The sequence below is a fragment of the Campylobacter sp. 19-13652 genome (genome assembly GCF_019702925.1).
Classification (GTDB): domain Bacteria; phylum Campylobacterota; class Campylobacteria; order Campylobacterales; family Campylobacteraceae; genus Campylobacter_A.
The window spans coordinates 1534929-1556226 of the sequence record NZ_AP024713.1 but is presented as its reverse complement, the minus strand read 5'-3'; the positions used below and the strand labels follow the sequence as shown (position 1 = coordinate 1556226).

The window sequence follows — 21298 nt, the reverse complement described above, 5'->3', positions numbered from 1 at the left end:
ATGTTATCTCACTTTTTCCTATCTTTTATGGCCTTTTTTGCTATTATGAACCCAGTCTCAAGTCTACCTGTTTACATGTCTCTTACCTCAGCTGATGATGAGATAACGGCAAAATCGATAGGCAAAAAGGGGCTAACCATAGCCTTTATCATAGTCTGCATTTTCTCCCTTGCAGGGGGTTATATTTTTACTATGTTTGGTATCACCATAGACGCACTTCGCATAGCTGGTGGACTTTTGGTGTTTATGATAGGCTTTCATATGCTAAATGGCAACCACTCTCCAGTAAATAAAGGCGTACAGGCTAGTGCTAGCGACGTTACCGATGTGGCTATTTCTCCGCTCGGTACGCCACTTTTGGCAGGGCCTGGTACGATAGCTACGGCTATAAATTTATCAAGCTCTGGATTTAGTGCGGCAATTAGCACTATTGCCTCTTTTGGACTGCTTTGTCTTATTACGTACGCACTTTTTAGATGCGCTAAACAGCTTACTGCAATAATAGGCAAGAGCGTAATGGGTGTCATAACTCGCATGATGGGCTTAATCCTAGCTGTTATAGGCGTACAGATGGTTATAGCTGGCATAAAAGGAGCGTTTAGTATTTCGTAGTCTTTATAATAGGGAATGGAATTTGCTTTAGCAAGTTTAAATTTAATGCAGGGAACGCATATGAAAAACACAGACTATAACAAAATTACAAAAGAATTAAATATATTAGCTGCACAAAGTAGCCACAATATAAAGCACATCAATGATCCAAGGAAAAAGCGTTTTATGAATAATTTAAAGGCGCTTTTTCAGCAAGATGAAATTCTAGCTGCAAAGCTTTTTGGTATGAGCTCTCAGGGGTATTTTGATGTTAGACTGGGCGATGACCCTATCGATATAAATATAGTTGATAAAAAAAGTGGGCTTAGCATATACAGCAACGCAGTATCTGAAGTCGAGGAGCTTTTAAAAAGCATAGAGGATAAGTACAAGCGCTACCCTGTGATGTATTTTTATGGGCTAGGAAACGGTGTGCTTTATAAGGGGCTTTTGCATAATAAAACCCATGAGCGTATAGTCGTAGTGGAGCCAAATATAGAGATAATTTATATTGTGTTACATTTTATTGATTTGTATGAGGAGCTAATTAATGAGCGTTTAGTATTATTTGCTTCTAAGTTTACGACCTACGCACAGCTTTATCATCTAGTTTCAAAGACTGAATATACGATATTTGCTAGGACTTATGAGCTTCATATTCATACCGATTTTTATGATAATTTTGCAGATGATTATAAACGCATAAACAAAGACTTCACGACAGCCATAGCTCAGATGGTTGTCGGACACGGCAACAGTATAGACGACGTGCTTTTAGGCACTAGGCAGCACACTGAAAATATCCCTGCTATGCTAGAGGGCTATCCATACAGAGACCTAATCAAAAAGCGCCATAAGCTAATGGATACTGCCATTATAGTAGCGACTGGGCCAAGCTTAGATAAGCAGCTAGATACGCTTAAAAAATATGCCCCATATGTTAGTGTTATTAGCCTTGATGCGTCTTTGCCGATTTTGGCTAAGCACGGCATAAAGCCTGATTATGTTACATCTATAGAGCGTGTTGAGGCGACTTCTACTTTTTTTAAGCCGCTTCATAAAAGTATAGACGCTGATGCGTATTTTATTGTTGCTTCAGTTACTCACAAGCAGACTGTGAAAAATTTAAAAAACCGCCGCCTAACTCTAACTATGCGCCCACAAACCGAGGAGCTAATGCTAGATATGAGCCGTTTTGGATATCTGGGGATAGGGCATTCAACGGCAAATCAAGCCTTCCAGCTAGCCTACGTCCTAGGGCATAAAAATATAATCCTAATCGGACAAGACCTAGCCTATGCCCCAGATGGCAAAAGTCACGCTACAGGGCATGCGTTTGCTCAGGCTGATGAGTATCTTTATACTGTAGCTTATGGTGGCGAGGGCGAGGTGCGTACTACTTACGTGTGGGAAAAATTTAAAAATCAATACGAAGCAGACATAGAAAATTCCAAAAAAGATGGCATAACGACTTATAACTGCACCGAGGGCGGAGCTAGGATAAATGGAGCAATAGAAAAGCCGTTTTTAGAGACTATAGAGGAGCTAACACATGGGCTAAAACCCAAAAGACTCCCAGACATAAATAGGCTAAAACAGAGCGATGTGGAAAAATACCTCATGCAAGCTTATAAACGCATACAAAAAAAAGTAGCCACACAAAGGGTAGTGAAGCAACGCATAGAGGATATTTTCCTAGACGTCGCACCGCACATAGATGAGATGATAGCCCTAAAAGAGCAGGGTAAAGTCAGCGTAAAGCACTTTAGCAAGCTCCTGACCATATCCAAAAAAATAGACAAAGTCAAAGCTATGGTTATTAAAGATAGCTTACGAAAATATATAGAAAATATCGTACAAATTTCTATTTTTTACCAAGAGCTTGAGCTTGCCAAAATAGCTCTCGCGCCAAGCGACACCGCAGAGGAGAAAACGGACAAATTGCTCGAGTGGGTCATCGTGCATAAATACTGGCTCTTTAGCATAGCTGGCGGGCTAAATGCAGACATTGAAACGACTGTAAAAGCGTCGCAAAATCTAAAACGTGCTATGAAAGTGCGTGGTATATTAGACAGCGCAGTGCAAAAATACGGCGTACTTTAGGATTTTTTGGTATTCCTGATGTCTTTGGTTTAAATTTTTAAATTTAAACCCCCCCCCTTTTTTTTATTTTTCACAAATTTTATTAAACTTACCCACCCCCTATATGCATTATTACTTTATAAATTTTAAAAATAATCTCATTTTGTGTATAAATACACATCTATCACTCATAGTAAAAATAGGCTTGCTTAGCTGTGTCTGGCGTAAGCTATCAATCGTGCAGATATTGCTTTGTGGCATCAGTAATATTAAAAGCTACTTGCACGAATTTGTGATACTAGATTTTCATAATGTGCAAAAGCATTGCTTTTTAAAATAGAGCTTTTAAATTTAAAGGGCAATACTTATAGTTGCTCGATATGTTTGGTAATGTTATTTTGTCTTACTGCGCCTAGGTTAAATGGACTAAAAAGACAAAGTAGCATAGAAAATTAGCTATGTCGACTTTAGCAGTGGCCTAGCAAGGAAAACTGCGTCCTAAGGACGTTTCACAGATTTTTATGTCATGCTTTGTAAAGTATCAAAAAGTGCCAACATTGTAAAGTAATGACGGTAATACCCAGGTTTCTAACACAAATTAGTAGTGCTAAGCTTGTAAAGTGGCTTAAATTTTGTAATTAAAATTTAAAAAAACTAATAGCTTTAATCCTAATGTGGATTTTTTAATTCATGATATTTGCGTAGCAGCATTACTCACATAAGTACTATCATTAAATTTAAAAAGCCCCCATAAAAGGGGGCTAAAGCCAGCCCAAAGGCTAGCTTGTAAGATGAGCGCTAAGTTAAACTACTGAAGTAGTTTTAGTACGTTTTGTTGTACAGCGTTAGCTTGGCTCATCGCATAGCTTCCTGATTGAGCTAGGATGTTACGCTTAGAGAAGTTTGCGCTCTCAGCAGCAAAATCAACGTCACGGATTTGGCTCTCAGCTGATTTTACGTTTACTTGAGTTACAGTGATGTTTGACACAGTAGCTACAAGCTGATTTTGTACAGAACCAAGGTCAGAGCGGATTAAGTCAAGTGTCTTTTGTGCACTCTCAGCTATATCCATTACCGCCATAGCACCACGTAGTGTCATTACGCCAGCAGCTTGGTTTGAGCTCATGTTTTTGCTCATACGCTGAAAGCCCATAGCAGTAGCTCTGTCTTTATCTATCTGACCACGTACATCACGTAGTGATACAGACTCTTGAGCGCCACCAGCAGCTGTGAAAGCCTTGCTTAAGCCTATTAAGTTGGTGCCACCTAGTTTTATATCACGACCATCAAGGCGCACTAGGTTTAGACGACCTATAAAGCCTGCTGTTAGCGAGCTACCAGCAGCAGCTACACCTTTGCCACCTAGACCTTTTGATATATCTGTACCAGTTATTTGTATAGCGCGACCATCACGGCTAGTTAGCACCATTCTGCCTTCAGTATCAACGCTAGCTGCTACACCAGTTTGATCTTTTACAGCGTTTATAGCATTTACTAAAGCACCGTTTGCGTCGTCTTTTTGTACTACTAGCTCACCGATTTTTACACCGTTTATTGTAAGAGATTTAATAGTACCACCAGCAATGGTTTTGTCGCTTATCCAAGTAACATCATAGCTTGCACGTACGCCAGTTTTATCGCTTACTTTGTTGATGTTTTCTACAAGTGCACCTAGACCGTGACCTAAGCCAGTAGAAATAGTAGCACCAGCAACGTTTACGTCGTTTACGCCATCAACTGATAGGAATTTTAACTGCACGTTTGCATTCATAGCTGTTAACAGCCTTGAGCTTTCAAAGCGAGTAAGACCGATTTTATCAGAGCTTGTAGCACCAATACTAGCTTTTACTGTTTGGTTTGAGTAAGCACCGATTTGGAACTCTTTGTTTGAAAACGTACCATTTAGTAGTTGCTGACCGTTGAAGCTTGTAGTGTTAGCGATATTATCAAGCTCCTCCATAAGGCGAACGATGTCGGCTTGTAGAGCGCGGCGAGACTCGGTTGTTTGACCATCTTGAGCTGATTGAGTAGCTTTTACTTTGATGGTTTCAAGAATCTTTAGCTGCTCGTCCATAGCTTTATCGGCTACTTGAATGATACCGATAGCGTCATTTCCGTTTGATATTGCTTGACCTAGTGTGCTTGACTGAGCGCGTAGGCTGTCTGAGATAGCTAGACCTGAAGCGTCATCGGCTGCGGTTGAAATTCTAAGACCTGAGCTAAGGCGACCAAGAGAAAGCTGAATGTCTCTGTTGTTGCCTACAGCGTTAGCGTGTGAATTCATCGCATTGATGTTAGTGTTAATTCGGAAACTCATTTTAAATCCTTTATGTTTGTAATTTCAATCATTCCTTGATTGTTAAAAGCTATATCGGCTGATTTTTAAAAAACTTTACACTTTTTTTGAAAAAATTTTATTTTTTTAAATGGGGGGGGGGTAAGATTTTGCAGGTATAATTATAATTGTGTCAAGGTTGCATCAAAAAAGGCGTTAATCTCTTTCGGATTTTGTAATCATATCTTAAAAAGGTGGTGATGAAAATGAAGAAAAATAAAGTGATTATATCCATTATTTAAAGCTTTTATCGATATAGTTTAAGATATGACACTTAATAAGTGGGTAAATCTTTAGTGGGTTAGCAAAAGCCAGCCTGCACTTAAGCCAAGTCCTTTCTTACAAGTGCCACTAAAATAAATAATGTGGCGCAATTATACAGCTTTGATATACAAATTTAAAAGTATTCTGGGCTAGTAGGCAAAATAAATTTAAAGCTTTTTGGAGAGCATTTTAAGCACAGGAAGCATTGAATAGATAGCTTTACTGCGATGACTTAAGCGCTCTTTAATACTAGGAGATAGCTCGGCCAAAGTCTCACTAAATCCCTCTGGGATAAACATAGCATCATAGCCAAAACCACCACTACCACGCTCAAAGCTAAAAGCCCTACCGTGCATAAAACCATGCGTATAGTACTCACCAAGAGCACAAACTACGGAGATACAGGCTGTATAGTGCGCGCCTGAGCTATCGACCCCAGCGTCAATAATAGCGCGTCTAAGAGCCGCGCGATTGCCCTCCTCGGTGCCGTCTGCATAGCGTGCTGAGTGAATGCCAGGTGCACCGCCTAGGACATCAACACTAATGCCACTATCATCAGAAAGTGCAACAAAGTCATCACCTAAGCCTTTTATCTTTTCATAAACTGCGCGTGATTTAATAAGGGCATTTGCCGCAAAGCTATCGCCATCCTCGACTATCTCAAAAGGCTCGCAGACGTCGCTAAGCCCCAGCACGCTAAAGCCACTAAGCATTTGCGAAAGTTCCCTTACCTTGCCGTTATTTGAGGTCGCTAGTACTATTTTCATTATTTTGCCTTTAAAAAATGGTTCTGTTTTGTAAAAGTACTACCCTTAAGCATACTGCGACAAGCGCAACGCCACTAATTCGTGTCAGTAGCTTTTGGCATTATGGGGCGTTGCAAACGATGTCGGCACGATTTTGGTGGGTTTATTTTGCGTGCCCTTAAAATCGTCGCCAAGATACTCATATGCAATACTTGCTTGCAAAAACTAATAAAGCTTTAAAAAAGTAATACTTTTTTAAAAATAGAGCCTAAAAATTTATCCCCCATTTTATCAAAAAAAGTCAAAAATGTGCTAAAATTTGCCCTTTTAGTTGGAGGAAAGAATGATAAAGACTGTTTTGCCGCTTAGTTTTATTGCAGCGAGCCGATTTTTCGGACTTTTTGTGGTGTTACCTACACTTAGTATATATGCTTTAAGCTTGCAAGGAGCAACAGAGAAAACGGTAGGGCTTATTATCGGTGTTTATGCGCTTTCACAGATGATTTTTCAGGTACCTTTTGGGGTGCTAAGCGATCGTGTAGGGCGTAAAAAAGCCATGGTGCTTGGGCTTTTGATATTTGCCATAGGAAGCGTTGTGTGTGCGGTATCTAGTGATATTTATACCATGCTCGCTGGGCGCGTACTACAAGGCGTGGGTGCTATAGGTGGAGTGGCAAGTGCGATGATAGCTGATAGCGTGAGCGAGGAGAATAGAAGCAAGGCTATGGCTATAATGGGGGCTATGATAGGGCTTAGCTTTTGTATGGCTATGGTATTTGGCTCGACGCTTTCAAATTTATGGGGGCTAGAGGGGCTGTTTTACCTCAGCGCTGGTATATCGCTGCTTTGTGTGGGGCTGCTTTTTGGCATAAAAGAGACTAGAAAAGCAAGCGATAAAAGTGATAAATTTAGTCTAATAAAAATTGCGAAAAATCATGATTTATTAATATTAAATTTGACCTCATTTTTGCAAAAAATGCTGATGTCTGTGGTGTTTTTGCTCGTGCCACTTGTGCTTGTAAATAGCCTAGGCTGGGGGCGTGATGAGTTGTGGAAGGTCTATGCGGCTGGGGCTGGGGCTGGATTTTTGGCTATGGGTGCGGCTGGAGCGCTAGGAGATGGCAAGGGGCTAGCAAAAGCTATGCTGCTATTTGGTGTGGGGCTTTTTGCTGTGGCGTTTTTGCTTTTTGTCGTCTTTGGAAAAAGTAGCTTTGGGTTTGTGGTTGGAGCTGTGATATTTTTTGTAGGATTTAACCTGCACGAGCCAGTCATGCAATCATGTGCGAGTAAATTTTGTACGCATGACGAAAGGGGTGGTGCGCTTGGGCTTTTTACCTCGTGCGGATACGCTGGTAGCTTCATAGGCGGTGCGCTTGGTGGTGCGGTGCTTGGGCTTTGGGGGGCTAGTGGGGTGTATGCGCTTGCTTTGGCGGTTTGCGTGCTTTGGTTTTTGCTATTACTTAGGCTTAAAAATCCAAATGAATTTAAAAATATCTATGTACCACAAAATGCTCTAAGCAAGGATCTAGCACGAGCAAAACTAGGCGGCATAAAAGGCATTTATGATGTCTATTGCGCTGGTGAAAATACCGCTGTAAAGATAGACACAAAGCTAATAAATGAGGCTAAGGTACGAGAAATACTGGGGCTTTAGTCGGTGCGTGTGGTTAAATTTTATTAATCACTTGTTTTTTACTAAGCGCTTAGGGGAGCAAGCCTAGCAGTGAGCTTGCTAAACCTACTCTGTGAAGAGCAAAAATAGTGCTTAAGCCACTGGCACAAATTAATACAGTTTAAATTTGTACTTAAAACAAAGTTTATGATTAAGTAAGCCAATAGAAGCAAGGTATGCTGAATTTAGCGTACCTTACAGCCACTTGTATCTAGCTTTTGGCAAAGCTTTAAAATAGTGCTTGCAACAAACTTAGCCTCATCGTCGCTCATGCCTTGATGACACGGTATACTCAGCTCTGCTTTGTAAAACTCCTCCGCATTTTTTAGCTCTATCTCGCCATATTTTGCCCTGTAAAGCTCAAATTTATACGTCGGTTTATAATGCACTTGCGTGATTATGCCAGCCTCTTTTAGCCTGTCATAAAGTTCTTGTTTGGCGCAGTGCATGTGAGGATGTAGTAGTATGGGATAAAGGTGCCTGCTGCTTATTTCACCTGCCTTTAGCATAGGGGTGCTAAAGTAGTGGTTATTTTTAAATTTATCATCATAAAAGTTTGCTATCTCGTTTCGTCTAGCTATCATCTCATCAAGCCGTCCAAGCTGGCTTAGCCCCAGGGCGCATGCGACGTCGCTTAGGCGGTAATTATAGCCTAGGCTTTGCATTTGGCTGTCCCATGCGGTGCGCTTTGTGATACCGTGGCTGCGTAGCAGGCGTACTTTGGTAGCTATGTCATCGTCATTTGTCAGCACTGCTCCGCCCTCAAGTGTTGTGATGGGTTTTATGGGGTGAAAGCTAAAAACGCTTGCAAGCGCTAGGCTGCCTACTTTTGGGTTTTTTTCGCTTTTTTCTGCGTGGTAGAGTGAGTTTTGCTTAGCCCACGCGGCTGCTTCATCGCCGTAGCTTGAGCCTAGGGCATGGCTGGCGTCATTTAGCAAGGCTATGCCGTGCTTTTTAGCTATCTCATAAAGTGGGGCTATGTCAACTGGCGCGCCGCCTAGATCCACTGCGACTATGGCTTTGGTGCAGGGTGTGATTGCGGCGGATATTTTTTGCGGGTCGATGTTTCCGTTAAATTTAATATCTGCCCAGCGCACATCAGCCCCAGCCATTAAGGCTGCATTTGCCGTTGCAGCAAAGGTAATGGGCGTAGTAACTATCTCATCGCCGCTTTTTAGCCCTATGGCTAGGTAAAGTGCGTGAAGTGCGCTTGTGGCGGAGTTTAGTACCACTGCGTGCTTTGTGCCGACATAATTTGCCAAAGCGGCTTCAAATTTATCCACTATCTCCCCAGCTGTGAGTATGTCGCCTTTTAGCGCCTCCACTACAGCGTTTATATCAGCCTCAGTTATGCTTTGTCTGCTATATGGTATCATCAAGTAACCTTAAAAGAGAGGCTTTATCAAGCCACTGGGAGTTTCTGTCAGAACTATATGCAAAATCATCATTTACTGCTCTGCCTACCTCGCCAGTGGCTGCCTTTGAGTAATCAGGCTGTGAGGTAAATACAATGCTAGGCTTTATAGTGTAAAACTCGTCAAACTCAAGCGTAATATGCGCGTCATCTAGGCTTATCATTATCTCATGCAACTTCTCACCTGGTCGTATGCCTATGATTTTGGTTTTTGTCTCTGGGGCTAGGGCTTTGGCTAGGTCGATTATTCGCATGCTTGGAATTTTAGGGACAAATATCTCTCCGCCGTGCATTCTGCTAAAGCTTTTAATAACAAAATCCACCCCCTGAGAGAGCGTGATAAAAAAGCGTGTCATACGCTCATCTGTGATAGGCAGCTCGCTCGCCCCATCTGCTAAAAGCCGCTTAAAAAACGGCACTACAGAGCCGCGGCTGCCTAGGACGTTGCCGTATCTTACGACGCTAAAGCGTGTGCGGCGCTTGCCTGCTACGTTATTTGCAGCGACAAAGAGTTTATCGCTTGCTAGCTTTGTAGCACCGTATAAATTTACCGGATTGCAGGCTTTGTCCGTGGATAGGGCTATGACACGCTCTACCTCGCATTCTAAGGCGGAGTTTATTACATTTTGTGCGCCGTTTATATTGGTGTTTATACATTCCATGGGATTATATTCGGCTATTGGGACATGCTTCATCGCTGCAGCGTGAACTACTATGTCGACTTCTTGCATTGCACGCTTTAATCTTGAAGCGTCTCTAACATCGCCGATAAAATACCTCATACAATTATCCGTAAATATCTGCGCCATTTCATACTGCTTTAGCTCATCTCGAGAGTATACGATTAGGCGCGCTGGCTTGTATCTAGCTAGGATAGTGGAGATAAATTTCTTACCAAAGCTCCCAGTCCCGCCAGTAACTAGGATAGATTTACCGTTAAACATCGCACAGCCTTTTCATTAAATAATATAGTCGTGATTTTACCTAGGGCTGGCAAAAAGTTTGTTTAAATTTAACCTTCGTATGGTATGATTTTGGCTTAAAACCACAAAAAGAAGTGAAAATATGAAAGAATTTGGATATTTTGGCAAGCCCATTATTCCGCTAAATGATGCGATAGAGATAAGCCAAAGTGGACGGTATTTAGTAAGTAATGACGCAAGGCTAGAAGCTGATGTCATAGCGCCTGAGATAGATTTTTATATCGCATGCTCAAAAGCAAGCGCACTTGAGGTATCAAAGGGCGTAAGCTTGCTTTATGAATCTAGGGCGCAGGTTTATGATTTAGCGCGTGATGTGCCATATGAAAAGCAGGTAGGAAATCGCATTATCATCGTCTCAAATGAACCGCGAGACACTTTAAAAAGCCTTTTGTGTGATAGTGGATATGAGGTCATTTCTCTAGCTAGCTTTGAGGTTAAGTTTGTCTACGGTGCGGTTGGCGAGCTTAGCGTCATTCTTAGCGATTATGCTGGGACTAATTTGGGCGAAGTAGAGTGTGATTTGCTGCTAGCTTCGCACGCTGCACCATTTATGCTGCGCCAATCAGGTTGCTTTGATATAGCTGCTCTTAGCGATGAGGCGGTGCTTGAGATAGTAAAAGGCGCAAGTCCAAAGTATAAATTTAAAAGCCTAACAACCTATGATGAGAGTATTTGCCAGTACGCAAAGCGTCGTGATGAGATATGCGCGCGTTGCGTGGAGGTGTGTCCGACTGTGGCGATACTAAAGGACGATGAAAATAGACAGCTTGTGTTTTCTCACGTAGATTGCGTGGGGTGCGGTGAGTGCGTGAGTGTCTGCCCGTCTGGCTCGCTTGATTTTGCGCCATTTATGCGCGAAGCGTGGGCTAGCGTTGCTAGGCTGTATGAGGGCAAGGTGGCGCTTGTGGTGGCTGATGAGAGCCTTTATAAAAGCCACGTCAGCCTGCCTGAAAATGTCCTGCCTCTAGCCTTAGGTGCGCGCTTTTTAACTCAGGCTCATCTTATGGGACTATTGCAAGAAAGTGGCTGCGCGGTGGTGCTTTATGATAGCGCACCAGCTCGTGGCACAAGCGGAGCGGTGGATATTATTAATCAAATTTATGAGCTCAAATTTAATAAAAAAGCGATTTATTTAGCCAAAAATTTAACTGAGCTTGAAGCGGCTTTAAACGAGGCTGGCACGATAGAAGGAAGCTATTATAATATGAGCGAAAATGCCTTATTAATGCGCGAAATATTTGCAAAGCGAGTGGAGCATTTAGTCGGAGATAGCGAGCTTGGCACGGTGCATACAGATGAGCGTGTGCGATATGCAAATGTGATAATTAATGAGGATAAATGCACTCTTTGTCTAAGCTGCGTAGGAGCCTGTAACGTTGGGGCTTTAATAGCTGATAAAAAGGACAATTCTATCAAATTTAACGCAAGCATTTGCACGGCGTGCGGATATTGCGAGTCTAGCTGCGCAGAACCTGGCGCGATAGAGGTAAGGACGGGTGAGCTTAGGCTAGCTCCAGCTAGTTTTGAATTTATCAAGCTTGCAAGCGATGAGCTATTTGCCTGTATAGAGTGCGGTAAGGAATTTGCCACTAAAAAATCAATTGAAAAAATCGCCAGCATTATGCTACCACATTTTGGCGCAGATAGCCTAAAAGCACGCACTCTTTACTGCTGTGGAGAGTGTAAAGCTAAAATAATGTTTGAAGCGCAAATTAAGCAGCAAAGGGGAGATATAGATGTTTGACGCAGACACACTACGCGCTAGGGCGTATTATTATGAGTTTTTGGCTTTTGTCTTTTTTTACGATGAAAAGGGTAGTGGATTTTTACGCTGGAAAGGGCAGCTAGAGCATTTAAGCCAGTCTGCATTAAGTGTGGCTGATGAGGCTGCTTTTAATACTTTAAAAGAGCATGATTTTGATAAATTTATAAACGAGCAAAATAGCGTACTTTTTGATCTAAGCTATGCAAATATTCCGCTAAATGCGAGCTTTTACGAGGATGGGCGAGATGATGGCGCGGCACGGCTTAGGGTGATTGAGCTACTTAAAAAAAGCGATTATCGTAGGAATTTGTCCAGATGTAAGGATAGTGAGGATTTTATCGGATTTGTGTTTTTGTTTTCCTCACAGCTTTTGCTTGATGCAAGTGGTGGTGCGAGCGAGATGATATCTATTCAAGAGGAGCTTTTTAAAAGCGTGATAAATCCTTTTATAGATGAGTTTATCGCACTTTTAGCAGATCACTCAGAGGCTAGATTCTACGCTGGGATAGCTCAAATTTTATCTAGCTTTATTGCACTTGAGCGAGGCCTTTTAGGGGTTGGCGCACCAGCTAGCAAAGCCCGCTCCATCGCACGTGAAGCAATGAGTAAAAAGCCGTATCAAAGCAAAATGCCAACGCCAAAATCAAAGCTTTTCTGGGACGAATTTACAGCTCTTTAAAATTTTGTGTGCTATAATCATCTTAAATAAATTTGTAACAAAAAGGGAGAAAATGATAAACATCGGACTTTGCGGCGCTAGCGGTAAAATGGGACAAGAGATCATTAAAAGCATCGAAGCTAACGATATGGCAAGGCTAGCCGCAATAGTCGATAAGGGCGAGTTAAAGTCTAGAAGTGATGAGTATATAGCCTTTAAGCTTGATGATGAGTTTATGAATAAAAGCGATGTTGTCATTGATTTTAGCTCCCCAAGTGGCACACTCTCGCTGCTTGAAATAGCCACAACTGTACCAAAGCCTCTAGTCATCGGTACTACTGGGCTAAGCGATGAGACACTTGAGCTTATAAAAAGCTTAAGTGAGGATATGCCTATCTTGTACGCAACAAATATGAGTCTAGGCGTGGCTGTGCTAAACCGTCTAGCCCAAATCGCCGCAAAGGCATTAGTGGGATTTGACGCGGAGATAGTAGAGATGCACCACAGGCATAAAAAGGACGCCCCAAGCGGCACTGCCCTTACTCTAGCTAGTAGTGTAGCAAAGGCTAGAGAGTTAAATTTAAAAGACGTGATGGTGTGTGGCAGACAGGGGATGGTGGGTGCAAGAAGCGCTGATGAGATAGCCGTGCTTTCGCAGCGTGGGGGCGATATAGTCGGCAGGCACACGGTCGGATTTTACAATGACGGCGAATTTATCGAACTAAATCACACTGCGACAAGTCGAGCGACTTTTGCAAATGGAGCCTTAAGAGCGGCTTTATGGCTGGTAAATAAAGAGCCAGGGCTTTATAGTATAGATGATTGTTTGGGGCTTTAAATGTGTGCGATAGTCGGAGTAGTAAACAGCCAAGATGCCGCTAGTATTGCGTATTATGCACTTTTTGCTATGCAGCATAGAGGTCAGGAGGCAAGTGGCATTAGTACAAGCGACGGCAAGCTTTGCACGATAAAGGGCAATGGGTTAGTTACTGAGGTTTTTAACACAGAGAGCTTTAAAAAGCTAAAAGGTGATATGGCTGTGGGGCATAATCGCTACGCCACAGCTGGAAGCGCAAGTGCTGGAGATGCACAACCTGTGGCTATTAGCTATGCTTTAGGGGAGCTTAGCATAGTGCATAATGGAAATCTCGTAAATAAGGACGAAGTAAGAGAGCGTCTCGTGCAAAATGGGGCGATATTTAGCTCAAATATGGATACCGAAAATATCGCACACCTAATCGCAAGAAGTACCAAAGCAACGCTAAAAGAACGGATAAAAGAGGCTTTGGGGCAGATTATAGGAGCATATTGTCTGCTTATACTTGAAGGCGACGCTATGTATGTGGTGCGCGATAGATGGGGTGTGCGACCGCTTAGCATAGGCAGGCTAAAAGACGGTGGGCTAATCGTCGCTAGTGAAACCTGCGCGTTTGATCTAGTGGGGGCTAAATTTATCCGTGATGTAAGACCTGGCGAAATGCTTAGTATAAAGCGTGGACAGAGTGAGTTTGCTAGCGAGCAGCTTTATGAGAGCGAGCCTAGGATTTGCGCATTTGAGTATATATATTTTGCGCGCCCTGATAGTGTAATAGAGGGCAAAAGCGTCTATGCTGCTAGAAAGCTTATGGGGGCAGCTTTGGCTCGTGCTGGGGTGCCAGAAGGAGCTGATATGGTAGTAGCTGTGCCAGATAGTGGCGTAGCTGCGGCTCTTGGGTATGCGAAGGAGGCAGGGCTTGCTTATGAGGCTGCTATCGTGCGTAACCACTACGTGGGACGTACTTTTATTGAGCCAACCCAGGAGCTTAGGAATTTAAAAGTAAAGCTAAAACTAAATCCTATGAGTAGTGAGCTAGCAGGCAAGAGTGTGGTAGTAGTCGATGATAGCATAGTGCGTGGGACTACGAGTAAAAAGATAGTCGAGCTTTTGCGTACGGCTGGGGCTAAGCAGGTGCATTTTCGCGTGGCTGCACCTGAGCTTCGCTATCCTGAGCGCTACGGCATAGACACGCCTACGTCCGAGGAGCTTATTAGCTACCGTTTAAATTGCGATGAAGTGTGCGAGTATATAGGGGCTGATAGTCTTGAGTTTTTGGGACTTGAGGCGCTAGTGGAAGCTTTGGGTGATGAGAGAAAATATTCCCTTGTTAGCTTTGATGGGGATTATTTTATTAGGTAGGGTGAAAATTAAATTTAAATAGCTATTACTAAATGCTTAAAAGCTTATTTTGGCATTTTTTGCGAATATTTTAGGCTTGTTTGCTTTGTTTTTAAAGTCATTGCCTCAAAGCTTGAGTTTTATGCGAGCCTTATTTAGTTTTTGCGCTATGCTAATTAACTATGTGTCTTTAGTAAAATAAGACATAGACATAGTTTTTTAAAACTGCGTTTTAAAGAAGTTGCAATTTATACGCCGTTTTTTGGCTTGAATATGTGGAAGTATTGAAAGCTTTACATTTGGCGAATATTGCTTGGTGTATAATCTATATAAGGCAGTCTACTTATCAATATCAAGTTTTACCGTCATACTGCCATAAATAAAAATAGCAGTGCTTTTAAGATATAGCCCTTTAACTTCTCATTTTTTAGCATAATTATAAAGTAGCTTTTGCATAGTACTTATTTAAATGTTTAAATTTCAAGACTATCGCTGGGTACTTAATTAAAAAATACCCAGCAAAGCAAATTTAAAAGTTAAATTTCATACCTAAAACTCAGCATAAACGTTCTTGGTTCGCCTAGTTTATAGTGTCCTGTGCTACCATAGCCTGAGATGTAGCGTTTGTTAAAGATATTATTGACGTTTAGTTGGACTTTGGCGTGCTTATTAAGCTCATATCTTAAGAGCGCGTCATAAACCGCTATAGATTGGGTTTTAAACGTCTCTCCATTCTTTACTACTTCGGTTTTTGACTGCCAGTTTAGCCCAGCGCCCACGCTTAAGCCATTTATACTAGATACCTCATAACTAGCAAAGAATTTAAACAAACTATTTGGCAGATTCTTGTCTATCTCATTTTTGTCTGCGTCGCGGCTTTTTACGTAGCTGTATCCAGCGTAAATATCGAGATTTTTTAGCACTTTACCCTGCGCGCTTAGCTCAAAGCCATTTGTGGTCGCTCCATTTGCGCTTGCATATATGGTACTGCCGTCGGTTCTGGTTTTGCCCGTACTAACGGCTAGGTTGTTTCTTATAATGTGAAATAGCGATGCACTTAGCAGCAAACCACTCTCAAACTGGCTTTTTGCGCCTATTTCGTAGCTTTTGCCGATAGTTGGCTTTAGCGGATTATCCTGCTCGTCAAAGGCATTTTGCGGAGAAAATATATCAGTATATGCCGCATAAAGTGCGCTATTTGGGGCAAATTCATACGTTAGTGCTAGGTATTTTGAGATGTCATCCTCGCGCAAGCGATAGGGTTTATATGACGCCCATGTTTTTTTGCCAGAGTCGTTATAGCCTGTACTTTTCTCGTCAAAATGGGTGTAGCGAAGCCCAGCTATGAGCGCAAATTTATCACTTAGCTTTATCCTATCCATAAAAACCGCCGAATGCTGATAGGTCTTTAGTATATCAGCTGCGACTGGCGAGCTTGTAAAGCTTGGCTTTTGTGGGTTAAAATTCGTTATATCCCCTGAGATTTGCGAGCCAGTAATGTTTGTATAAACTGGCATATTTAGACTTTGCCTAGAGGTGCTTAGCGTGAGGCTTAACTCATGTTCTAGCGAGAAAATCTCAGCCTCGCCATTTGCTTTGATGTGAGAAAAATCCTGCGTGCGCTTGCCATCAAAAAGCCTGATGTCGTTGCTTGTAAAGACGTTCGTCGCCGAGTTTAGGTAGTTTTTGCTCGGCACTTGCACGTTTATGCGGCTACCGCGAGCCTGCTGATGATCGTGTCCTAGCTCAAGCTCTGCACCATTTTCAAAGACGTGCGTGTACCTGCCATAAATGTCAAAAAGCTTCGTGCGAACCCCAGCCCAGCTAGGCGCAACGGAGACGTTTTGGCTAAAATTTGTGGGTGTGCCATCATCGTATTTAAGCGGTACCCCACTCCACATAGTGCCGTCTATATCGGTGTCTTGGTAGTTTGCACCAAGCCCAAACACCCCACTATCACCCACGTCAAAATCAAAAGCCGTATAAACTGATGCCTTATTTTCCTTATAGCGGTCTAGGTAGCCGTGCCTTTTTTGCTCTGCTAGACTAATGCGTGCCCTAATGCGCTCGTCCTTACTCAGCGCGCCTCCAGCGTCTAATCCGACGTGGTAAAGATCGTATGAGCCAACCGCCCCACTGATGCTTAAAAACGGCGTAGCCACAGGGGCTTTGCGGACTAAATTTATACTAGCCGATGGGTTTCCAGCGCCGCTTAGTACGCCGTTTGCGCCACGCACTACTTCGACACGGTCATAGATGCTCGTGTCGCCTAGATTATCACCAAATGTGTAGTTTGTATTATACCGCATAGGCACGCCGTCTGTTTGAAGCTGGTCTATTAGCATTTTGCGCGCGTACATTCGCACGCGGTCAGGGATAAATGAATATACCTTAATGCCTGTGCTGCCGTTTATGGCGTCGGTTACTCGGTATGTGCCTGGGGCGTCTTGGATACGCTCGCTTGTTAGCACATCAACCGACTGTGGCACTAGGGCTGGTGGCAGCAAAAATCCGCTGCCTGCGCTCGTAGCGGAGTATGAGTAGGTGCTGCTGCCTTCTGTTGTGGAGTCTAGGACTGTTTCGTTTACGTTTATGGTTTGTAGGGTCTTTTCGCTGGGGATTTGCTCGGCGGCGATTAAATTTATGGAGTAGAGTGTCACCGCCATGGCTAGGCTTAATTTAGTCATATTTTGCCTTTTAAATTTAATAATGAAGCAACAAAATATTAACTAATTTAATATTAATTATCAATAAATTTGAAAATAAGTATCATTAAGTTAGTATTATTTTAATATCCTAGGCAGTGTGATACCTTCCTGTGCTTGGTATTTGCCACCTTTATCGGCGTAGCTTACTTCGCATGGCTCGTCGCCTTGTAAAAATAGCACCTGTGCTATGCCCTCGTTTGCGTAGATTTTGGCTGGTAGAGGCGTGGTGTTTGAGATTTCTATCGTGATATGCCCACGAAAGCCAGGCTCAAATGGCGTTACATTTACGATTATGCCACATCTTGCATAGGTGCTTTTGCCTAGGCATATTGCAAGCACATCTTTGGGCATGTTAAAATACTCGACCGTTCTAGCAAGTGCGAATGAATTTGGTGGGACGATACAGACCTCGCCTTTAAAATCAACGACATTTTTTGCGTCAAAATTCTTTGGATCCACGACCGTCCCGCCGATATTTGTAAAAATTTTAAACTCATCGCCCACTCTGATGTCATAGCCATAGCTGCTTAGCCCATAGCTGACCACGCCACGCCCTATTTGCTCCTCGCAAAAAGGCACGATCATCTCGTGCTGCTGGCTCATATTGCGTATCCATTTATCGCTTTTTAGTCCCATGATTTTCCTTTAATTTTTGCCCTGATTATAGCTAAAAATATTTAGTTTGTCATCTACTATGTCGCTTTTTACGCCAAAAAATCCGAGCACCGTGCTAAAGATATTATCATGGCTTAGGGTGTCGTCTTTGCGCAATTTTAGCCTTTTGTTTGTATTTTGATTGTTTGTATACACGATGGCTGGGATATGCTTTTGAAAATCAGGTGCGATGGAGTAGGGCATGCCGTGCAAATATATGCCATTCTCGCCCAAACTCTCGCCGTGGTCACTTGCATAAAGTAGTCCAATTTCGTCAAATTTGACCTCGTTTTTTTGTAAATTTTTTATCAAATTCGCGATTAGATAATCCGTGTAAAGTAGGGTATTATCATAGGTGTTTACTATTTCTTGTGTTGTGCAGCTGCTTAGCTCATTCGTGTCGCAGGTTGGTTTAAAGCGGTCAAATTCTTTTGGATAGCGCTCATAGTAGGCTGGTCCGTGACTGCCTTGTAGATGTAGCACGATTAGCGCAGAGTCTGTAAGCTCGTCTATTTTGCTCCCTGCTAGCTTAAAAATTTTGGCGTCTCCTTCTTTATTTTTGTCTTTAAATTCTTGCACATTTTGTTCTGGCAATCGCGTGCAGCCTCCTATGCAGCCTCCTGAGTTATTATCATACCAAAATGTTGGCACATTTACTCGTGCTAGTATATCGGTTAGGTTTTCGGTATTTGCGCCCTTAAAATCGGTAAATTCATCGCGTGTAAATGGTGAAAGCAGGCACGGTACGCTTCTTGCTGTGTATGTCCCACACGAGTAAAAATCGCTAAAGCTAACAAGTCCAGAAATGCCCTTTGTATAGGCGTTTGTGTCGTTTGTGGTGTAGCCATTTAGCGAGGAGTTTGCAGCTCTTGCGGTTTCGCCTATTATTAGTATAAATAGGCGCTTTTTATCATCGTTTAATGCAGCATCCTCGCCTATTTTTGCTAGTGGCACCGGCTTTGCTGTTAGCTTGTGATAGACTTTATAGGCGCTATATGTGGCGTAGGTTGGGATTATATACATTTTTGCTTCGTGGTTGTTTCTAAAAAATGGTATATAAGCTTTTGAAAGCATAGCAAAGCAAAGTGTGATAAAGCCCGCTGTAGCCGCTATCGTGCCTATGCGTTTAATCAATGCGCCAAAGAGATTTCCGTATGAGATTTTGCACTTTATTATTAAGATTGCTGGTGCTATCCATAGCAAAAAAAGCGAACCTATGAGTCTAAAGTTTATAAGCGCTCCAGCCTCTTTTACGTCCGTTTTTAGTGTGCTTATGATGATTTCATTTCCTATGACTATGCCGTAAGTATTCATAAAATACGCCACTGGTGCGCTTATGCTAAGGAGTAAAATAGCAAGTGGCTTTGTGGTAAACGGCACAAAAATCAGGCTAAAAACAAGCATTAAAAGCGCAACCATCACCACTGGTAGCGTGGCAAACATTATCCACGACGTGCTATCATCTGGTAAATTTTGTAGGCAAAATTCGAAAAATTTATAATTTAGCACTGTCAAATATAGCGCAAAGATGAGATTAAATTTCATCGAGGAGATAGGTTTCATTGAATTCCTTGTATGTTTGTAAATGATAATTATAGGCAAAAACGGCAAACAAAAGGCAACAAAAAGCCAAAACTAAGTAAAATGTCAAGAAAAAAGGAGTGAAAATGGGTCATAGCTGTTCTAGCGAGGGTGCTTGTGATGGCTTTATGGAGCTTAAAAAGCAGACTGCTGTAGTACTTGCTGGTGGGCGTAGTACTCGTATGGGCGAGGATAAGGCACTTATGGACTTTAAAGACGGCAAAAGTCTGGCTAGCTACGTGAGTGGGCGGCTTTTGGCGGTGTTTGATGATGTTTATATCTCAAGCAAGGGTGATAAATTTAAAGACCTCGATAAAAGTGTGAAAATCTTGCTTGATGATAGCGAGCTTCACTCGCCTCTAATCGCGCTTGCTAGCGTGCTTAAACGCTTTAAAAAGCCAGTGTTTATCCAACCTGTGGATATGCCAAACGTTAGCGCAAATAGCATAAAAGATATGTTTAGGCTTAGCGATGATTTTGAAGTCGTCATTGCTTGCGAGGGCGGCAGGGATCACAATCTGTGCGGATTTTTCTCTCCAAACGTGGCTGATAAGGCGCTAAATCTAGCAAAAAGCGGCGAGCATAGCGTGGGTGCGCTTTTAAAACTTTGCGATGTCATTAGGGTTGAGCTAGGGGGCGAAAAAGAGGGGATAAATTTAAACTCTCCTGAGGATTTGGCTAATGCCTAAGGGCGTTAAGCTTGTTTTGCTTTTTTGCGCTCTTGTGCTGGGTGCAAATGATTTAAGCGAGTATGAGAGGGCGCTTTATCTTGAGAGCATAGGCGAAAAAGACGCAGCTATGGCCATTTATAAAGCCCTTGCCTTAAAGCAGATTGGGCTTAAAAATAAATCACAAGCCGCTATAATCGATAATCAAAAAATTGATAAATCGCTTGCGCCAGCCTCCATTTTGGCTAATCAAGGCTCGGCAAATACGTCCCAAAAGGCTAGCGCTAGTAAAGATGACGTTAGCCTTAGTGAGGTGTTTGACGGCAGCGGCATAAGCTTACACGAACAAAATTACCTCTTGCTTGGCTCGCATACTTTTAATACCCCAAATGACGGCAGGCGCTCTTTTGAGACGAAGTTTAATCTAAGCTTTAAAAAACCGCTCAAGCTGCCATTTTTAGGCGATGATAAAGAACTTTTCTTAGCTTATTCTCAGACTTCGTGGTGGCAGACAGCAAAGTCTAGCGTACCTTTTCGTGAGACAAATTATCGTCCGGAAATTTTTATGAGATTTAAAAGCGATGATGAGTATTTAAAGGCGGTAAATTTAGGCTTTTTGCACGAGTCAAATGGGTTAGGTGGAGAGACTAGTCGTAGCTGGAATAGGGCTTATCTTAGCGCGGATTTTAGATTTGGTGATTTTACTATTACGCCACGAGTTTGGCAGCATTTAGGGGATTTAAGCGATAATGCAGACATTAGCCGCTACTTAGGATACGGCGATTTGCGAGTAAGATATGATGCTAGCGGCTATGCTTTGGAGCTTTTACTTAGAAATAACTTAAGAGCTAGCGGCAACAAAGGCGCAGTGCAAGCTGGGCTAATTTTCCCTATTTATAGCGGATTTTACGGCTATTTGCAGTATTTTAATGGCTATGGCGAGAGTTTGATTGATTATAATCGCAGCATAAGCAGGCTTGGTTTTGGTATTATGATTTTACGCTAGGGGTTTGATAAATTTT

16 protein-coding genes are annotated in these 21298 nt (G+C 42.4%); 9 read left to right on the top strand and 7 right to left on the bottom strand.

Going from position 1 to position 21298, the window contains the following annotated elements; translation table 11 throughout:
- Both LBC_RS07475 and LBC_RS07470 read left to right on the top strand, forming a co-directional pair.
- Positions 1-612, top strand: a complete 612-nt coding sequence (locus LBC_RS07475; RefSeq protein ID WP_221253817.1) for a MarC family protein — start codon at positions 1-3, stop codon at positions 610-612.
- 165 nt (positions 613-777) lie between these two features.
- Entirely contained in the window at positions 778-2694 is a 1917-nt protein-coding gene (locus LBC_RS07470; RefSeq protein ID WP_260173361.1) for a motility associated factor glycosyltransferase family protein, read from the top strand.
- Between the two features lie 787 nt (positions 2695-3481).
- Here the strand turns inward: LBC_RS07470 and LBC_RS07465 are convergent.
- Both LBC_RS07465 and LBC_RS07460 read right to left on the bottom strand, forming a co-directional pair.
- Entirely contained in the window at positions 3482-4990 is a 1509-nt protein-coding gene (locus tag LBC_RS07465; RefSeq protein WP_221253816.1) for a flagellin B, read from the bottom strand.
- Positions 4991-5439: 449 nt separating this feature from the next.
- A complete protein-coding gene (locus LBC_RS07460; RefSeq protein ID WP_221253815.1) occupies positions 5440-6039 on the bottom strand; it encodes a non-canonical purine NTP pyrophosphatase in 600 nt (199 codons plus the stop codon).
- A gap of 322 nt (positions 6040-6361) precedes the next feature.
- Here LBC_RS07460 and LBC_RS07455 point away from each other — a divergent pair, with 322 nt between their 5' ends.
- Complete coding sequence (locus LBC_RS07455; RefSeq protein ID WP_221253814.1) at positions 6362-7672, top strand: MFS transporter; 1311 nt, start codon at positions 6362-6364, stop codon at positions 7670-7672.
- A 203-nt stretch (positions 7673-7875) separates the two neighbouring features.
- On the opposite strand, the gene pseC is transcribed toward LBC_RS07455, so the two are convergent.
- Entirely contained in the window at positions 7876-9066 is a 1191-nt protein-coding gene (pseC, locus tag LBC_RS07450) for a UDP-4-amino-4,6-dideoxy-N-acetyl-beta-L-altrosamine transaminase (protein WP_221253813.1), read from the bottom strand.
- Positions 9053-10048 (bottom strand): UDP-N-acetylglucosamine 4,6-dehydratase (inverting), encoded by a 996-nt coding sequence (gene pseB, locus LBC_RS07445; protein ID WP_221253812.1) that lies wholly within the window; start codon positions 10046-10048, stop codon positions 9053-9055. The genes pseC and pseB overlap by 14 nt, the downstream gene beginning before the upstream one ends.
- A 121-nt stretch (positions 10049-10169) precedes the next feature.
- On the opposite strand from pseB, the gene LBC_RS07440 reads away from it, so the two are divergent.
- The 4 genes from LBC_RS07440 to purF are packed head-to-tail and all read left to right on the top strand — an operon-like array spanning position 10170 to position 14686.
- Complete coding sequence (locus tag LBC_RS07440; protein WP_221253811.1) at positions 10170-11831, top strand: 4Fe-4S dicluster domain-containing protein; 1662 nt, start codon at positions 10170-10172, stop codon at positions 11829-11831.
- A complete protein-coding gene (locus LBC_RS07435; protein ID WP_221253810.1) occupies positions 11824-12531 on the top strand; it encodes a molecular chaperone in 708 nt (235 codons plus the stop codon). Before LBC_RS07440 ends, LBC_RS07435 begins: the two co-directional genes overlap by 8 nt.
- A 52-nt stretch (positions 12532-12583) precedes the next feature.
- Entirely contained in the window at positions 12584-13348 is a 765-nt protein-coding gene (gene dapB, locus LBC_RS07430; protein ID WP_221253809.1) for a 4-hydroxy-tetrahydrodipicolinate reductase, read from the top strand.
- Positions 13349-14686: an amidophosphoribosyltransferase gene (gene purF / locus LBC_RS07425; protein ID WP_221253808.1), complete on the top strand. Its 1338-nt coding sequence runs from the start codon at positions 13349-13351 to the stop codon at positions 14684-14686. It begins immediately after the preceding gene.
- A gap of 515 nt (positions 14687-15201) precedes the next feature.
- On the opposite strand, the gene LBC_RS07420 is transcribed toward purF, so the two are convergent.
- The 3 genes from LBC_RS07420 to LBC_RS07410 all read right to left on the bottom strand — a co-directional run bounded on the left by LBC_RS07420 (position 15202) and on the right by LBC_RS07410 (position 19590).
- Positions 15202-17352, bottom strand: a complete 2151-nt coding sequence (locus LBC_RS07420) for a TonB-dependent siderophore receptor (protein ID WP_221253807.1) — start codon at positions 17350-17352, stop codon at positions 15202-15204.
- 96 nt (positions 17353-17448) lie between these two features.
- Entirely contained in the window at positions 17449-18009 is a 561-nt protein-coding gene (gene dcd / locus LBC_RS07415) for a dCTP deaminase (RefSeq protein ID WP_221253806.1), read from the bottom strand.
- A 9-nt stretch (positions 18010-18018) separates the two neighbouring features.
- Positions 18019-19590, bottom strand: coding sequence for a phosphoethanolamine transferase (locus LBC_RS07410; protein WP_221253805.1), 1572 nt, complete (start codon positions 19588-19590; stop codon positions 18019-18021).
- A 104-nt stretch (positions 19591-19694) separates the two neighbouring features.
- Here LBC_RS07410 and LBC_RS07405 point away from each other — a divergent pair, with 104 nt between their 5' ends.
- Together LBC_RS07405 and LBC_RS07400 are read left to right on the top strand one after the other, a co-directional pair.
- Entirely contained in the window at positions 19695-20297 is a 603-nt protein-coding gene (locus LBC_RS07405) for a molybdenum cofactor guanylyltransferase (protein WP_221253804.1), read from the top strand.
- On the top strand, positions 20290-21282 hold the full coding sequence (locus LBC_RS07400; RefSeq protein ID WP_221253803.1) for a phospholipase A: 993 nt from the start codon (positions 20290-20292) through the stop codon (positions 21280-21282). Before LBC_RS07405 ends, LBC_RS07400 begins: the two co-directional genes overlap by 8 nt.
- The last annotated feature ends 16 nt before the right edge of the window (positions 21283-21298 follow it).

Bases quoted from the DNA above. Each gene is read 5' to 3' on its own strand.
- LBC_RS07475 (WP_221253817.1), top strand. From the start codon at position 1: ATGTTATCTCACTTTTTCCTATCTTTTATGGCCTTTTTTGCTATTATG.
- LBC_RS07470 (WP_260173361.1), top strand. From the start codon at position 778: ATGAATAATTTAAAGGCGCTTTTTCAGCAAGATGAAATTCTAGCTGCA.
- LBC_RS07465 (WP_221253816.1), bottom strand. From the start codon at position 4,990: ATGAGTTTCCGAATTAACACTAACATCAATGCGATGAATTCACACGCT.
- LBC_RS07460 (WP_221253815.1), bottom strand. From the start codon at position 6,039: ATGAAAATAGTACTAGCGACCTCAAATAACGGCAAGGTAAGGGAACTT.
- LBC_RS07455 (WP_221253814.1), top strand. From the start codon at position 6,362: ATGATAAAGACTGTTTTGCCGCTTAGTTTTATTGCAGCGAGCCGATTT.
- pseC (WP_221253813.1), bottom strand. From the start codon at position 9,066: ATGATACCATATAGCAGACAAAGCATAACTGAGGCTGATATAAACGCT.
- pseB (WP_221253812.1), bottom strand. From the start codon at position 10,048: ATGTTTAACGGTAAATCTATCCTAGTTACTGGCGGGACTGGGAGCTTT.
- LBC_RS07440 (WP_221253811.1), top strand. From the start codon at position 10,170: ATGAAAGAATTTGGATATTTTGGCAAGCCCATTATTCCGCTAAATGAT.
- LBC_RS07435 (WP_221253810.1), top strand. From the start codon at position 11,824: ATGTTTGACGCAGACACACTACGCGCTAGGGCGTATTATTATGAGTTT.
- dapB (WP_221253809.1), top strand. From the start codon at position 12,584: ATGATAAACATCGGACTTTGCGGCGCTAGCGGTAAAATGGGACAAGAG.
- purF (WP_221253808.1), top strand. From the start codon at position 13,349: ATGTGTGCGATAGTCGGAGTAGTAAACAGCCAAGATGCCGCTAGTATT.
- LBC_RS07420 (WP_221253807.1), bottom strand. From the start codon at position 17,352: ATGACTAAATTAAGCCTAGCCATGGCGGTGACACTCTACTCCATAAAT.
- dcd (WP_221253806.1), bottom strand. From the start codon at position 18,009: ATGGGACTAAAAAGCGATAAATGGATACGCAATATGAGCCAGCAGCAC.
- LBC_RS07410 (WP_221253805.1), bottom strand. From the start codon at position 19,590: ATGAAACCTATCTCCTCGATGAAATTTAATCTCATCTTTGCGCTATAT.
- LBC_RS07405 (WP_221253804.1), top strand. From the start codon at position 19,695: ATGGGTCATAGCTGTTCTAGCGAGGGTGCTTGTGATGGCTTTATGGAG.
- LBC_RS07400 (WP_221253803.1), top strand. From the start codon at position 20,290: ATGCCTAAGGGCGTTAAGCTTGTTTTGCTTTTTTGCGCTCTTGTGCTG.